Annotated in this window: 13 protein-coding genes; 10 read left to right on the forward strand and 3 right to left on the reverse strand. The window is 65.8% G+C overall.

All coding sequences use genetic code 11. The features are described 5' to 3' along the window. Positions 1-41 precede the first annotated feature (41 nt). The 10 genes from ACVIGA_RS36560 to ACVIGA_RS36605 all read left to right on the forward strand — a co-directional run bounded on the left by ACVIGA_RS36560 (position 42) and on the right by ACVIGA_RS36605 (position 11,129). Positions 42-1,043, forward strand: a complete 1,002-nt coding sequence (locus ACVIGA_RS36560; RefSeq protein ID WP_456669822.1) for a SphA family protein — start codon at positions 42-44, stop codon at positions 1,041-1,043. Between the two features lie 247 nt (positions 1,044-1,290). Next, complete coding sequence (locus ACVIGA_RS36565; RefSeq protein ID WP_456669823.1) at positions 1,291-2,958, forward strand: amidohydrolase; 1,668 nt, start codon at positions 1,291-1,293, stop codon at positions 2,956-2,958. Continuing rightward, complete coding sequence (locus tag ACVIGA_RS36570) at positions 2,958-4,046, forward strand: CobW family GTP-binding protein (RefSeq protein WP_456669824.1); 1,089 nt, start codon at positions 2,958-2,960, stop codon at positions 4,044-4,046. The genes ACVIGA_RS36565 and ACVIGA_RS36570 overlap by 1 nt, the downstream gene beginning before the upstream one ends. A 39-nt stretch (positions 4,047-4,085) precedes the next feature. Next, positions 4,086-5,399, forward strand: a complete 1,314-nt coding sequence (locus ACVIGA_RS36575; RefSeq protein WP_456669825.1) for an ABC transporter substrate-binding protein — start codon at positions 4,086-4,088, stop codon at positions 5,397-5,399. A gap of 1 nt (position 5,400) precedes the next feature. Further along, entirely contained in the window at positions 5,401-6,132 is a 732-nt protein-coding gene (locus ACVIGA_RS36580) for an ABC transporter ATP-binding protein (protein WP_456669826.1), read from the forward strand. Then, on the forward strand, positions 6,119-6,817 hold the full coding sequence (locus ACVIGA_RS36585; RefSeq protein ID WP_456669827.1) for an ABC transporter ATP-binding protein: 699 nt from the start codon (positions 6,119-6,121) through the stop codon (positions 6,815-6,817). Before ACVIGA_RS36580 ends, ACVIGA_RS36585 begins: the two co-directional genes overlap by 14 nt. A gap of 16 nt (positions 6,818-6,833) precedes the next feature. After that, the gene (locus ACVIGA_RS36590) at positions 6,834-7,700 is read left to right on the forward strand and encodes a branched-chain amino acid ABC transporter permease (protein ID WP_097676476.1); all 867 of its coding nucleotides are present in this window, start codon (positions 6,834-6,836) and stop codon (positions 7,698-7,700) included. Between the two features lie 5 nt (positions 7,701-7,705). Further along, the gene (locus ACVIGA_RS36595; RefSeq protein ID WP_456669828.1) at positions 7,706-8,725 is read left to right on the forward strand and encodes a branched-chain amino acid ABC transporter permease; all 1,020 of its coding nucleotides are present in this window, start codon (positions 7,706-7,708) and stop codon (positions 8,723-8,725) included. A gap of 65 nt (positions 8,726-8,790) precedes the next feature. Beyond that, on the forward strand, positions 8,791-10,815 hold the full coding sequence (locus tag ACVIGA_RS36600; protein ID WP_456669829.1) for a copper amine oxidase: 2,025 nt from the start codon (positions 8,791-8,793) through the stop codon (positions 10,813-10,815). Positions 10,816-10,832: 17 nt separating this feature from the next. After that, positions 10,833-11,129 (forward strand): hypothetical protein, encoded by a 297-nt coding sequence (locus ACVIGA_RS36605; protein WP_456669830.1) that lies wholly within the window; start codon positions 10,833-10,835, stop codon positions 11,127-11,129. Here the strand turns inward: ACVIGA_RS36605 and ACVIGA_RS36610 are convergent. The 3 genes from ACVIGA_RS36610 to ACVIGA_RS36620 all read right to left on the reverse strand — a co-directional run bounded on the left by ACVIGA_RS36610 (position 11,115) and on the right by ACVIGA_RS36620 (position 14,457). Further along, positions 11,115-12,467, reverse strand: a complete 1,353-nt coding sequence (locus tag ACVIGA_RS36610) for an aminotransferase class III-fold pyridoxal phosphate-dependent enzyme (protein WP_456669831.1) — start codon at positions 12,465-12,467, stop codon at positions 11,115-11,117. The two genes, ACVIGA_RS36605 and ACVIGA_RS36610, sit on opposite strands and share 15 nt — an antisense overlap. Before the next feature lie 65 nt (positions 12,468-12,532). Continuing rightward, positions 12,533-13,198, reverse strand: a complete 666-nt coding sequence (locus ACVIGA_RS36615; protein ID WP_456669832.1) for an HAD family hydrolase — start codon at positions 13,196-13,198, stop codon at positions 12,533-12,535. Continuing rightward, positions 13,195-14,457, reverse strand: a complete 1,263-nt coding sequence (locus ACVIGA_RS36620) for a Tm-1-like ATP-binding domain-containing protein (protein ID WP_456669833.1) — start codon at positions 14,455-14,457, stop codon at positions 13,195-13,197. The genes ACVIGA_RS36615 and ACVIGA_RS36620 overlap by 4 nt, the downstream gene beginning before the upstream one ends. Positions 14,458-14,557 lie beyond the last annotated feature (100 nt).

Below are 14,557 nucleotides of genomic sequence, written 5' to 3' on the forward strand. Positions count from 1 at the left end.
GATCGCAATGCAGCGCAGCGCGGTGGGGACAAGGGGGCTACATGACAGCACATCGAAAGATTGCCGTTGCCGCGCTGATCGTGGCGAGTGCGGGCGCAACATCGGCCAATGCGTATGAGTTCGGTTCTCCCGGCTGGGCGCAGAAGCCGGGCATCACGCTCGGCGGAGGCACGGCCGGCACGCCGCCGCCCGGCCTTTACAGCTTCAATCAGGTCTTCACCTATCAGGCGAACATTGTCGGCCCGGGTGCGCCCAACGTCGGTGGTGCGTCGACGCCGGTCCACGCCGCCGTCGAAGCATCCGGTCTGCTGTGGGTGCCGGGCTGGACCTTCCTCGGCGCGACGTATGACGCGGTGATCGTGCAGCCCTGGATCATGGCCGATGTCGGCGGACCGGTTAACGTCCAGCAGGCCGGCATGCACAACACCTTCATCGTGCCGGGGGAGTTGAGTTGGAAGCTCGGCGACAGCGGGTTCTTCGTCAAGACCGGCCTCGGCATGTATGTGCCGAACGGGTCGATCAGCGGTCCGTCCGGCCTGAACAATGTCGGCAATCCCTGGTGGACGTTCCAGCCCGAACTGGTCGTGTCCTACCTGAAGGACGGCTGGAATCTCACGGCCAATCTGTACCATGAGATCAACACCAAGAACTCGATCACGGGCTATCGCTCCGGCGACGTCTTCCACGCCGAGTTCACCGCTGCCAAGACCATCGGCAACTGGACCTTCGGGCCGATCGCCTACTACGCAGGACAGGTGACCGGCGATACGTCGAGCGCGTTCTACAACGGCGCGATCAACGTCAACCGGTACAACATCTGGGCCGGCGGCGGCCTGGTCGGCTACAATTTCGGGCCGGCTGCGCTGACGGTTTGGGCGACGCATGAGTTCTCCTCCAACGCCTCCGGCGGCACTGCGGGCCCGCCCGGATTCGATACCGCGTCGATCACCAAGGGCTACTCGGTGTTCGCCAATCTGAGCTTCCGGCTGTGGGCGCCGGACGAGCCGGCGACGCCGCCCAAACGCCCGATGTTCATCAAGTAGCGCACGCGCCGGCGTACCGCGCGAGACGGAGAGAAAGGGAGCTGCGTCGATCGCGCGGCTCCCCGACGGCTGCCCGTTTCTGCCTGCTGAATCCGTCGGGCCGCAGCATCCACCGGATGGTGGATTGTTCCAAACGCCGACATGCCGAACCTTTGCCATCATGCCGGCGCCGTGCGTGGTTCCGACCTGTGCACCGCATGGCGAAGGCTGATCGCTCCGGACTTTCCCAATCGAGAAGTTGCTCCGTATGAACAGGACATTCGCCGACACGGTCTTCCGCAACGGCCGGATCTACACGTCGAACCGGGAGCTACCGTGGGCCACATGCGCGGCGGTCAAGGCGGGCCGGTTCGTCGCCGTCGGTGACGAGCGCGACGTCGCCGCGCTGATCGGCGAGGGGACCGAGACCGTCCATCTCGGTGGACGCATGGCGATGCCGGGGATCGTCGACATCCACAATCACATCATGATGGGCGGGCAGGCCGATCTCTACGAGCTGCGCTTCTCCAACGCCGACAGCGTGCCAAGGATCGCCGAGACCCTGCACAAGGCGGCGTCCACGGCCGCGCCGGGCGCCTGGATCGTCGGCGGGCAGTTCGGCAACAATCTCCTGAACGAGATGAACACCACGGAGTCCTGCGCGCTGCTGGACGCGGCGTGCCTCGGGCATCCCGTCGTGCTGCGCGACGACACCTATCACAATCGCTGGGCGAGCTCAGCGGCGCTGCGGCTGGCTGGCGTGCAGGCCGATACCGCCGATCCGACCGACGGCGAGATCGGCCGCGACCTCAAGACCGGGACGCTGACCGGGATCATGATCGAGGCCGCCTCGGGCCTGGTCGAGCGGGCGCTCGCGGCCTCCGGTCACTACACGGCCGAGATGGACCGTGCGGCGGTGGCGCGTTCGATCTCGGTGCTGAACGCCTACGGCGTCACCGCCTTCATCGACGCCGCCAGCATGCAGCCGATCATGGCGGCGCTGAAGGGGCTCGACGACCGCGGCGAACTCTCCGCCTGGGCGGTCTGCGCGATGCCGGTGGTCGAGCCGGGCTTCATGTTCGGCAAGGCCGGCGAGGAGCTGTTTGCGCTGCGCGAGCAGTATCGCGGTGCACATGTGAAGCCGGACTATGTGAAGGTGTTCCTCGACGGCGTTCCCGGCGCCAAGACTGCCGCGTTCCACGAACCTTATCTCGCCGATCCCGTGCGCGGCTGCTGCTTCCGCGGATCGACCATGCTGACCGTGCCGGACCTGATCCGCTGGCTCGGGCGCTGCGAGAGGCTCGGCCTTGCCGCGAAGATCCATTGCGCGGGCGATGCCGCGGTGACGCAGGCGCTCGACGCGATCGATGTCGTGCGCAGCTTCAACGGGGCGACCCATCTGGTCCACCAGATCGCGCACGCGAGCTACATCGCGCCCGACGACATCAAGCGCTTCGCCGAGCTTGGGGTTGCGGCCGATCTGTCGCCGATCATCTGGTATCCGACCGTCTTCCTTGAGGCACACAAGGCCGCGATGGGCGAGGAGCGCGCGCAGCGCTTCTGGCCGAACAAGGACCTGAAGGCGGCGGGCGCGTTGATGGCCGGCGGCTCGGACTGGCCGGTGATCCCGATTCCCGATCCCTGGCAGGGCATTGAGGGCATGGTGACCCGGCAAAATCCCACCGGCGATTTTCCCGGGAAGTCGCTGTGGGCCGAGCAGGCGCTCGATCTCGCCACCGTGATCGACATCTACACCATCGATGCCGCGCGTGCGGCCGGCCTCGGCCAATCGATCGGCTCGATCGAGGTGGGCAAATCGGCCGACCTGATCGTGCTCGACCAGATGATCTTCGACATCCCGCCGGACCAGCTCGCGGACACGCGGGTCGAGATGACCTTCTTCGAAGGTCGCAGGGTCTATGAGCGGGGCGCGTGATGGGCACGGCGGATCAGATCCCGGTCACGGTGCTGACCGGCTTCCTCGGCAGCGGCAAGACCACCGTGCTGAACCATCTGCTGCGCCAGCCGGAGCTCAATGGTGTCGTCGCCATCATCAACGAGTTCGGCGAGGTGGCGCTGGATCATCTCTTGGTCGAGAGCAGCGAGGATCGTCTCGCGCTGCTCGACAATGGCTGCATCTGCTGCTCGGTGCGCGAGGACCTGATCGAGACGCTGGCCGATCTCGCCGCCCGCCGCGCCGCAGGCACGATCCCGCTGTTCCACCGCGTGCTGGTCGAGACCACCGGGCTCGCCGATCCCGTTCCGGTGCTGCACACGCTGATGACGGCGCCCGATGTCGTCGCTCGCTATCGAATCGATGGCGTGGTCGCGACCGTCGATGCCGTCAACGGCGTACATACCCTCGAGGCGCACGTTGAGGCCGTCAGGCAGATCGCGGTCGCCGACCGGCTGCTCGTGACCAAGACCGACCTTGCCAGCGAAGATGCGCTGGCGCGGCTCGATGCGCGGTTCGCGGCGATCAATCCGGTCGCGACGCGCGCGAACGTGCGGAACGGGATGGTCGATCCCGCGAAGGTTCTCGATGCCGGGCTGTTCGATCCGTCGGCCCGCTCCGCCGATGTCGTGCGCTGGTTCGATCTGGCGTCGCAGGCGACGAACGCGCCGCACCATCACGCGGATCACGATTGCGACGGCGGGGATTGTGGTCATCACAGCCATCATGCGCATGACACTGATGTCTCCTCATACAGCCTGATCATCGACGAGCCGATCCAGCGCGACGCGTTTGCGCGCTGGCTTGACTATGTCGCGGCGCTCAAAGGCGAGGACCTGCTGCGCTTCAAAGCGATCGTGCACGTCGCCGAACAACCCGATACGCCGATTGTGGTGCATGGCGTGCAGCATGTGTTCCATCCGCCGATCACGTTGCAGGGTTGGCCGTCGGCGGACCGGCGCTCGCGGCTGGTCTTCATCGTGCGCGGCATCCCGCGCCAGATCATCGAAAACACCTTGTGCAAGTTCGCAGCAGTGAGCCGTGCGGCGATTCAGCGATCGGCGGCCTAGGCAGGATTTACTTCAGACAATTGTTGAGGGGAGAGGGACATGACTGAGAATTCAAAGACGATATCGTCCGGCCGGCTCGATCGGCGCACGCTGCTGAAAGCGGCCGGTGCCACCGGTCTCGCATCGGCGATGAACGTGCCGCTGGTCAACGTCGCGCGGGCCGCCGGCAACACCATCAAGATCGGCTGGGTCGGATGCCTCTCCGGCGTCCGCGCCCAGTTCGCCGAGCCGGATCCCTGGATCCACGAGCGCATCAAGGCGCGGCTGAAGGATGGCCTGAAGATCGGCGGTAAGACCTATCAGGTCGAGCTGGTGTTCAAGGACAATCAATCCGATCCGAACCGCTCGTCGGTGATCGCAAGCGAGCTGGTGCTGCGTGAAAAGTGCGACCTGATCCTGATCGAGGACGGCGACGCCCAGCCGCCGGTGCAGGAACTCGCCGACGCCCGCGGCATTCCCACTATCTCGACCCAGGTGCCGTGGCAGGGCTGGATGTTCCCGCGCAAGTCGACGCCGGACAAGGGCTTCCCCTACAGCTACCACTTCTTCTGGGGCGCCGATGACGTCGCCAGGAACTTCCTCGGCATGTGGCAGTCCGTCGAGACCAACAAGAAGGTTGGCACGCTCTATATTGACAACCCGCCGGGCCAGGCGTTCTCCGATCCGAAGCTCGGCCTGCCGGCCGGCATCTCGGGCGCCGGCTATCAGGAATTCTCGGCCGGCAAATTCCAGATCGCGACCGACGACTTCACCAACCAGATCGCCTCGTTCAAGAACAACGGCGTCGACATCGTCTCCGGCTTCACCTTCAGCAATCACTGGGTGACGCTGTGGAACCAGGCGGCGCAGGCCGGCTTCAAGCCGCAGATCTGCACGGTGGCGGCAGCCTTCCTGTTCCCGGCCGCGGTGAACGCGCTGGGCGATCGTGGCGACGGCATGTCGACCGAGGTGTGGTGGACGCCGGCCTATCCGTTCAAGTCCTCGCTGACCGGGCAGAGCGCCGCCGAGCTCGCCGCGGAGTGGGAGAAGACCACCGGCAAGCAGTGGACCCAACCGATCGGCTACGCGCATGCGCTGTGGGAGGTCGGGCTCGCGGCGCTGCAGAACAGCGATCCCAAGGACAAGAACTCGCTGCGCGATGCGATCGCCGGTCTCGACATGGAGACGGTCGTCGGCCGGGTGAAGTTCAAGGACAGCCCGATCAAGAACGTCGCGGTCACGTCGCTGTCGGGCGGGCAATGGCGCAAGACCAAGGGCGGCAAGGCGAAATACGAGCTTCTCATCGTGCACAACGGGACGGCGCCGTTCATCCCGAAGCAGGCCGATCTCCAGCTGCTCTCCAAGCTGGCCTGAGATGGCACCGCTTCTGCGCGTCAGCGGGCTGTCGAAGCGTTTCGGCGAGATCGTGGTCGCCGACAACGTCAGTTTCGAGCTGGCGCGCGGCGAATGCCTCGGCGTGATCGGCCCGAACGGCGCCGGCAAGAGCTCGCTGTTGAACCTGATCGTCGGCCTGCTCACGGCCGACGGCGGTTCGATCATGCTCGACGACAGGGAGATATCAGGCCTGCCGCCGCATCGCCGGGCCCGGTTGGGGCTCGGGCGCGCGTTCCAGATCCCGCAACCGTTTCCGCATCTGTCGGTCTACGAGAACGCGCTGGTGGCGGCGTCCTACGGCGCGGGGCTCTATGGCGAGGCGGCATCGAGCTGGACGATGGAGGTGCTGCAGCGGACCGGGCTCGACGCCAAGGCGGACAAGCTCGCGGGCGCCTTGCCGCTGATCGACCGCAAGCGGCTGGAATTCGCCAAGGCGCTGGCTTCGAAGCCAAAACTGATCCTGCTCGACGAGATCGCCGCCGGGCTGACCGAGCCCGAGGTCGAGCGCCTGGTTGCCATCATCAAATCGGTGAAGGCAGATCACGCCATGATCTGGATCGAGCACATCCCGCACGCGCTGCGCGCGGTGTCGGATCGCATCCTGGTGCTCGATTTCGGCCGCAAGGTGTTGGAAGGGCCGCCGGCCGAGGTGATGGACAGCGCGGTGGTGCGCGAGATCTACATGGGATTGAAGGCCGATGGCGTTGCTTGATGTGAACGGCCTGCAGATCTTCTACGGCGATCTCCAGGCCGTGTTCGACATGAATTTCACGGTCGCCGACGGCGAGGCGGTGGCGCTGGTCGGCGCCAACGGCGCCGGCAAGTCGACCTTCCTGAAGGCGCTGGTCGGGCTCAACGAAGAGCGCAAGGGGGCGGTGCATTTCGATGGCATCGACATCTCGCAGATGCCGGCCGAAGAGGTGTCGCGGCTCGGCCTCATCATAGTGCCCGAGGGCCGGCTGCTGTTCGATTCGCTGACCATCGAGGAGAACCTGCTGATGGGCAGCGTCAACCGTCGCAAGGGCAGCTGGACGCTGCGGCGGGTGTTCGACCTGTTCCCGATCCTGGAAGAGCGGCGGCGGATGTTTCCGGGCCAGCTCTCCGGCGGCCAGCAGCAGATGGCGGCGATCGGTCGCGCGCTGATGTCGAATCCGCGGCTGTTGCTGTGCGACGAGATCTCGCTCGGGCTCGCGCCCGTCGTGGTCGAGCAGATCTACCGCTCCTTTGCCGACATCCGCCGCGAAAGCACCGCCGTCGTGCTGGTCGAGCAGGACGTCAAGCGCGCGCTCGCGACCTCTGAACGAATCTACTGTCTGTTGAAGGGGCGGGTGTCGCTGACCGGTCCGGCGCAAGGATTGCAGCCGGAGCAGCTGACGCACGCTTATTTCGGTAACTAGCCAGGATTGGCACGACATGATCTGGGTTGAGACATTGATCAACGGAGCCCTGCTGGGCGGACTCTATGGCCTGCTCGGCATCGGGCTCGCTTTGGTGTTCGGCGTGATGCGCGTCGTCAACATCGCGCATGGCGAGTTCATGGTGCTGAGCGCGTTCTGCGCCGTGCTGCTTTCCAACCTGTTTCCGCAGGTGTCGCCGCTGCTGATGCTGATCCCGGTGATCGCACTTTCCTTTGCGGTTGGCTGGCTCTACCAGGCCGCCATCGTCAACCGGGTCGTGACGTCGCCCGATCCGCTGTCGCCGCTGCTACTGACCTTCGGCGTCTCGGTGATCCTGCGCAACGTCATGGTCGAGATCTTCGGCGCCGACGTGCGTAGCCTGCAGGTCGGCGAACTGTCGCGCGCCAGCCTGGAAATCGCCGGCCTCAACATCGGCATCATGCCGCTGCTCACGCTGGTGCTTGCCGCGCTGCTGTTCATGGCGCTGCAACTCGTGCTGCGCCACACCGAGTTCGGACGGATCGTGCGCGCCACCGCCGACCGCCGCGACATCGTCCGGCTGTCCGGGGTCAAGCCGGACCGGGTCTATAATTATGTCATGGGCCTGTCGCTCGCGCTCGGCGCGATCGGCGGCGTGCTGCTTGCGGTGCGGTCGAGCTTCACGCCGTTCTCGGGCGCCGAGCGGCTCTTGATCGCCTTCGAGGTCGTGGTGCTCGGCGGGCTCGGCTCGTTCTGGGGCGCGCTGCTCGGCGGCATCGCGCTCGGCATGGCGCAGTTGATCGGGCTGAAGATCGATCCGAACGCGGGGCTGCTCTACGCGCATCTCTTGTTCTTCATCATGCTGCTGATCCGCCCGTCGGGTCTCGTGTCAAGCAGGGTGTGACGCCGATGCCGACACGGACAATTCTTCTGGCTTGTGCCATCGTGCTGGTCGCCGTCATCGCCGGCGCACCCTTCGTGCTGAATGAAGGCATCCTGCGGCTCGCGACCGAATGCCTGCTGCTGCTCACGATGGCGCAGATGTGGAACCTGCTGGCGGGCTACGCCGGGCTGGTCTCGCTCGGCCATCAGGTCTTCATCGCGTTCGGCGCCTATGCGCTGTTCCTGACCTCCGGCTGGCTCGAGGTGACCCCGATCTGGGTGCTGCCGGTGGCGCCGCTGGTGGCCGCGACCGTCGCGGCGATCATCGCCTTTCCGCTGTTTCGTTTGCGTGATGCCTATTTCTCAATCGCGATGTGGGTGTTCGCCGAGATCATCGGCGCCTTCACGATGAAATCGCAGGCTGTCGGCGGCACCTCGGGCGTGCCGCTCGCCACCAGCAAGCTGATCGATTTCGACTGGTTCGAACCGACCATGTTCTGGCTCGCCGGTGGCCTGACGCTCGTCACCATCGCGGCCCTGTACAAGATGATGACCTCGAGCTTCGGGCTCGGGCTGATGAGCGTGCGCGACAATGATCTGGCCGCAATGAGCGTGGGTGTCGATGTCCGCCACAACCGCTTCATCGCCTTCGTGCTGTCGGCGGCGGGATGCGGGCTTGCGGGTGCGTTGAGCTTCATGGGTAATCTGTTCATCGCGCCGCTGGCGGCGTTCGACGTCAACTGGTCCGTCTACATGATGTTCATCGTGATCATCGGCGGTATCGGAACGCTGGAGGGCCCGATCCTCGGCGTCATCATCTTCTTCGGCCTGCGCGAAGTGATGACCGGACCGCTCGGCCTGTCCGGCGGCTGGTATCTGGTTGGGCTCGGCATCATTGCTGTCGTCGTGATGATCGTGGCGCCGCGCGGCATCTGGCCGGCTTTGCGCGACCGGCTCGGCGTGCGGCTGCTCGACGTCCACCGTGCCGCGCCACGGCCGGCCGCGGCCGCCGTCCTGCCGGGCGCGTCGGAACGGGTTACCGGATGAGGCAGGCCTTCACGCCGTCACCATTGCTTGTATTCTGACCGTTCTGGCTTTGAGTGGAGGGCGTGATGGCTCTAGTTTTGCGGCATGGCGGATGGGCATTGGCCGGCCTGGTTGCGGCGACCTTGGCGGCACCGCCGCCGGCGCAGGCCGAGCGCAGGATGTGGCCGCAGGCGGCCGCGATGCACCCGATGGACGGGCTGACGACGGACGAAATCCGTTCGGTCTCCGAAATCCTCCGCGGCGCCGGCAAGTTCGACGATGCGACGCGGGTCGTCTCCATGACGGTCGACGAGGATCCCAAGGACGAGGTGCGGGCGTGGAAGCCCGGACAGCCGTTCACGCGGCACGCGAGCGTGACGCTGCTAAGCGGCGGACATCTCTACGAAGCGCATATCGACCTCGCCGCGCGCAACCTGCGCGGCTGGGACGAGGTCCGGGATCACGAGGCCGCGCTGACCATCGACGAGCTGATGTCGGCCGGCGATCTGCCGAAGCAGGACCCGCGCTGGATCGCCGCAATGGCCAAGCGCGGCATCACCGATTTCCACAATGTGCTGTGCCTGCCGCTGACGGTAGGTCCAGTGAGTGACCCGGCCATGAAGGGCCGCCGCCTGCTCAACGTTCCCTGTGTCGACACCACGGGCGCAGCCAACAATCTCTGGGGCAAGCCGATCGAGAACCTGGTCGCCCTGGTCGATCTGAAGAGCAAAACGGTGCTGTCGGTGACCGATCTCGGCGTGGTGCCGCCGCCGGCGCAGACGCCCTCGCATGCCTACGCCGACTCCGGAAAATACCGCAAGCCGCCGAAGCCGATCGAGATCACCGCGCCCGAGGGCAGCAATGTGAAGGTGGAGGGCGGCCAAGTCCGTTGGGACAACTGGTCATTCCATGTCCGGCTCGAGCCGCGCGTCGGCGCGGTGCTGTCGCTGATCCGCTACGACGATCACGGCACGTCCCGCGACATCGCGTACCAGATCTCGGCGAGCGAGATGTTCGTGCCCTATATGGATCCTTCGCCGACCTGGTCGTTCCGCGCCTATATGGATATCGGCGAATACGGCTTCGGCGTGCTCTCCAGCGAATTGCAGCGCGGCATCGATTGCCCCGAAGGCGCGCATTATCTCGATCTGACGATCTCGGACACCAAGGGCATGCCTGTCGTCTCCAAGGGTGCGGTCTGCATCTTCGAGCGCCCGACCGGGGATCCGATCTGGCGCCACAGCGAGCTGATCAACAACACCGCCGAGGTGCGACCGAACAATGAGCTGGTGGTGCGGATGGCGCCGGTGGTCGGCAATTACGACTATCTGGTGGATTACGTCTTCGACCGTGCCGGCAATATCGACGTGCGGCTCGGCGCCTACGGCATCGATGCGACCAAGGGCGTCGCAAGCCGGACACTGAGCGACTCGACGGCCGCGCAGGATACCGCCTACGGGACGCTGGTCGACGAGCGGCTGCTGGCCGTCAATCACGATCACTACATGACGTTCCGGATCGACATGGACGTCGACGGCACCTCGAACCGGCTGGTCGAGGACCGCTTCAGCGTCCGCCGGCTGGACGAAGGCCAGCGCAAGAGCCTCTGGCAGGTCGACACCAGGCCGGTCGCGACCGAAGGGCCGATCACGACGCCGCTGAGCGCGGCGCAGTTCAGGATCGAGAGTACGGGCAAGACCAACAAACAGGGCTATCGCACCAGCTATCAGCTGATGCCCGGACATTCCGACGTCTCGCTGCTCGCCAAGGACGATCCGATCCAGCTGCGCGCGGGATTCAGCGCCTACACGCTGTGGACCTCGACCTACGCCAAGGACGAGAGATATGCCGCGGGCCTGTATCCAAACGAAAACCCTGACGTCGATGGCCTGCCGAAATGGACGGCGGCGAAACGGCCGATCGAGGATCGCGACCTCGTGCTGTGGTACACGGTCGGCTTCCGCCACGTGCCGCGCGCCGAGGATTGGCCGGTCATGCCAGGCCTGTGGCATGGCTTCCGGCTGCGCCCGTTCAACTTCTTCGATCGCAATCCCGCGCTCGACGTGCCGCCGATGGTGAATGCAAAGGATACCACTAAGGACATCAAATGAGGGGCCGCGTGCATCGCATGGGAGCGGTCGCCGGCGCGCTGCTGACGCTGTTGGCGGCGCAGACGGCCGCGCACGGCGCGGCGGCCGAAAGCGGCGTTGACGATGCGTCCTTGCTCTATCTGAGCAGCGGCGACTGGGACCGCCAATCCGCGCCGCGCAAGGTCGCGCTCGCGGCCGACTTCATGCGGATCTTCTGCACCGATCAGAGGATGTCGGCGGCATCGCTCGCCGATTGCCTCGACCGCGACAAAGCGGATGGCGCGCCGTTCGAGCGCGCCATGGCGTGCGTCAGTGCGCGGTCAGCCGGCCGCTGAGAGGCCGGCGTCGATCCCCTCGGCGATCGCCTTCACGTCCAGTGCGGTGAGGATCAGGGGCGGGGACAGGATCAGGTTGTTGCCGGAGACGCGCAGCATCACGCCGGCCTCGTAGGCGCTATCCGCCACCTTCGCCATCGTCTTCTTGTCCGCGAGCTTCTTGCTGACGCGATCGGCGACCAGCTCGAGCGCAGCCATCAGACCCTTGACCCTGACGTCGCCGACCAGCGGGTGCTTGGCCTTGAGCGCGGCCAGCGCCTGCGCAAGGTCCTTGCCGCGTGCGGCCGCATTCTCGTCGAGCTTGAGGCGGCGGGTCTCGGCGAGCGCCGCGATACCCGCGGCGCAGCCGACCGGATGACCCGAATACGTGTAGCCGTGGCCGATCGAGCCGAACGCGGTCGTGTCGGTCTCGAAGGCTTCCGCGACCTGCTCGCCGATCAGCGTCGCACCAAGCGGGAAATAGCCCGAGGTGATCGCCTTGGCCATCGTCATCATGTCAGGCTTCACGCCCCACAGCCGCGAGCCGGACCACGCGCCGGTGCGTCCGAAGCCGGTAACGACCTCGTCCGCGATCATCAGGATGCCATGGCGGTCGCAGATCTCGCGCATGAGCTTCATGAAGCTGTCCGGCGGCACGATGACGCCGCCGGCCCCCAACACCGGCTCCATGATGAAGGCCGCGATGGTGTCGGCGCCCTGGAACGCGATCTCCTCTTCCATCGCCGCCGCGCAAAGCTGCGCGAGTTTGGCGGGATCGGTCTCGTTGAAGGGATTGCGATAGGTCGACGGCGCCGGGATATGGAATACGCCGGGCAGCATCGGCTCATAGTTGCGGCGGAAATTGGCGTTGCCGTTGACCGACGCGCCGCCGAAATGGGTGCCGTGATAGCCCTTCTTCAGCGCCAGGAACTTGGTGCGGTCGGCTTGTCCCTTGATCTTCCAGTATTGCCGCGCCAGCCGCAGCGCGGTCTCGACCGAGTCCGATCCGCCTGACGTGAAGAAGGCGCGAACCATGCCTTCCGGCTTGAACCATTCGGTCAGCTCGTAGGCGAGCTCGATCGAGGGGCCGCTCGAGGTGCCGCGGAAGCCGGAATAATAGGGCAGCGCGCTGAGCTGATCTGAGATCGCCTGCTTGATCGGATCGCAGCTATAGCCGAGGTTGACGTTCCACAAGCCGCCGACCGCATCGATCACGGTCTTGCCGTCGATGTCGGTGACGTGGACGCCTTCGCCCTTCATCACGATCCGCGGCGGCTGCGCCCGCATCTCGGCAGGATGGGCCATCGGGTGCCAGATCGGCTTGGCGTTGTTCTCAACCAGGAAGTTTCTGTCGCGCATGATCGCTCTCTGTCGTTAACGCGCTTTCTCCGTGCGAACCGGTACCCAATTCGCTGGAAAACGCTTTAGTCGAATTGCAACCCGAAATGCCGCAGTGCCTCGCCGTAGGACGCCGCCGGATTGCGCACATCGAACAGCACCGTGCGCATGTTGCACGCGGCGGCGCCGGTGATGTTGCGGCGCTGATCGTCGACGAAGACGCAATCTTCTGCCTCCAGCGCCAGTTCGTCCAGCACGCTTTGATAGGCGCGCCGGTCGGGTTTCAGGATCCCGGTATGGGTCGCGTCGACGATGGTGTCGAAGCGCTTGAGGATCGAAAGACGGCTGCGGAAATCCGCACCGTAGAACAGGTCGAGCTCGTTCGAGAGAATGGCAAGCCGGAACCCGGCGTCGGCGGCGAGGGTGATCGCGCGCGCCGCCTCGGGGCGGATCACGGTGTCGGGATCGGCGCCGCGCGCGCGCTTCACGAAGGTTTCCATGTCGCGCCAGTCCTCGCCGACCATGCGCCCGACCTCGCGGCTGCGAGTGAGCCAGTAGTCGCGTTCGGAAATCTCGCTACGTTGCATCGCAGCCCAGAGTGGATCGCTATCGGGAGCGAATGGTCCGAGCCATTTCAGCGTGCATGGCGCGAGCCCGAGCGCACGCTCGGTTAAATCGTGGGTCTCGAACAGGGTTTTCGAGATGACACCGCCGAAGTCGAGCACCAGCGCCTTTGCGAGTGGCCTCGTCATGCGGCAACCGTCGCGCGGCCGGGGCGGACGATACCGGCCGCGACCCAACCGTCGAAGATGCCGAGCACCGTTTCGTTGAACGTCGCGCTGTTGATGTGGTCCTTGATCTCGTGCAGCTCGACCGGTGGCCGGACCGCCGACCGCATCGCGTCGACGAAGGCGGCGAGGGCGTCCGGATCGTGCAGGGCTTCGCCTTCGCGGTCCCATTGCTGGATGCCGCCGGCCGGTAGCACAAAGGCGACCGGCGCACTGGCGCCGGCCAGCTTCTCCGCAATCGCGTGGGCGATCCGGCGGCGATCGGCGGCTCCCGATGTCGCCGACGCGAGCAAGCGGTTGTGTGCGTGGAACGGCCGATCCGACAGCTCGCTCGGAACTCCAAGCCATGCCGGGAAGTCGACCATGTCGACGGCCCCGGGGGCGACGATCTGCGGAATGCCGGCCCTACCCGCATTCTCCAGCCGGTCGGCACCTGAATTGACCACGGAGCCGGTGAGCTGATTGGCGACCTCCTGTAGACTAAGATCCAGCACCGCGGCGAAGCCGCCCTGGGCCGCGATCGACTCCATGGCACGGCCACCCATGCCTGTGGTGTGAAAGACCACCACCTCGTAGCCGCGCTGCTCGAGCTGCGGCTTGAGCTCCACCATGTAGCGCAGGCAGCTCTTGCCGAGCGAGGTGATCGCAACCACCGGCCGATCCCGGCTCGGCTTGATGGCGCTTTTCGCGGCGCCGACGATCGCGCCGCAGGCTTGCGACAGCACGGCGGTGCAGGTGCCGTTGAGGCCATAGAGGCCGCCGGCCCACAGGATCATCATCAGATCGGCGGCGACGCGCTCGGGTGGGATCAGATGCGAGAAGGCGACGGTCGAGACGATCAGCTTCGGCAGGCCGAGCGGCAGCGCCTGTGCGACGTCGAGCGCAAGGTCGGTGCCCATGGTGCCGCCGATCGCGATCACGCCGTCGATCGCATCGCGCGCCGCAAGCTCGCGCGCCAGATTTGCCGCGCCAACGGCCATCAGCGACATCGCGGAATTTTCGTCGCCGCTGGATGCTATCGCCGCGATCGTGGTCTCTGCAGCCGCCGCCACCGCGTGCTTGTCGTGAGCGGGTTGATACGGCGGATCGCCGAGTACGCTGATGTCCATCATGATCGTCGTGCCGCCGGCGCGGGCGATGCACGCGCTCATGAACAGCAGTTCGTCGGCCTTGGTGTCTCCGGTGCCGATCAGAAGAATGCGGGGCTGCGTGATCTCGGGCATGACCTTCGGCTCGCCGGCGGCGTGAGGGATGTGGACGAGTTGGTTTGCACCCAGCGGGCAGGGCGTTCGGCCATCGTGCGATCACGCTATGAGGGCGCTG

The organism is Bradyrhizobium sp. USDA 3240, from assembly GCF_054063295.1.

What these genes read in the sequence shown, in the direction of transcription:
- ACVIGA_RS36615 (WP_456669832.1), bottom strand. Translation starts at nt 13,198, where the DNA reads ATGACGAGGCCACTCGCAAAGGCGCTGGTGCTCGACTTCGGCGGTGTC.
- ACVIGA_RS36565 (WP_456669823.1), top strand. Translation starts at nt 1,291, where the DNA reads ATGAACAGGACATTCGCCGACACGGTCTTCCGCAACGGCCGGATCTAC.
- ACVIGA_RS36605 (WP_456669830.1), top strand. Translation starts at nt 10,833, where the DNA reads ATGGGAGCGGTCGCCGGCGCGCTGCTGACGCTGTTGGCGGCGCAGACG.
- ACVIGA_RS36580 (WP_456669826.1), top strand. Translation starts at nt 5,401, where the DNA reads ATGGCACCGCTTCTGCGCGTCAGCGGGCTGTCGAAGCGTTTCGGCGAG.
- ACVIGA_RS36595 (WP_456669828.1), top strand. Translation starts at nt 7,706, where the DNA reads ATGCCGACACGGACAATTCTTCTGGCTTGTGCCATCGTGCTGGTCGCC.
- ACVIGA_RS36590 (WP_097676476.1), top strand. Translation starts at nt 6,834, where the DNA reads ATGATCTGGGTTGAGACATTGATCAACGGAGCCCTGCTGGGCGGACTC.
- ACVIGA_RS36600 (WP_456669829.1), top strand. Translation starts at nt 8,791, where the DNA reads ATGGCTCTAGTTTTGCGGCATGGCGGATGGGCATTGGCCGGCCTGGTT.
- ACVIGA_RS36575 (WP_456669825.1), top strand. Translation starts at nt 4,086, where the DNA reads ATGACTGAGAATTCAAAGACGATATCGTCCGGCCGGCTCGATCGGCGC.
- ACVIGA_RS36585 (WP_456669827.1), top strand. Translation starts at nt 6,119, where the DNA reads ATGGCGTTGCTTGATGTGAACGGCCTGCAGATCTTCTACGGCGATCTC.
- ACVIGA_RS36570 (WP_456669824.1), top strand. Translation starts at nt 2,958, where the DNA reads ATGGGCACGGCGGATCAGATCCCGGTCACGGTGCTGACCGGCTTCCTC.
- ACVIGA_RS36560 (WP_456669822.1), top strand. Translation starts at nt 42, where the DNA reads ATGACAGCACATCGAAAGATTGCCGTTGCCGCGCTGATCGTGGCGAGT.
- ACVIGA_RS36610 (WP_456669831.1), bottom strand. Translation starts at nt 12,467, where the DNA reads ATGCGCGACAGAAACTTCCTGGTTGAGAACAACGCCAAGCCGATCTGG.
- ACVIGA_RS36620 (WP_456669833.1), bottom strand. Translation starts at nt 14,457, where the DNA reads ATGCCCGAGATCACGCAGCCCCGCATTCTTCTGATCGGCACCGGAGAC.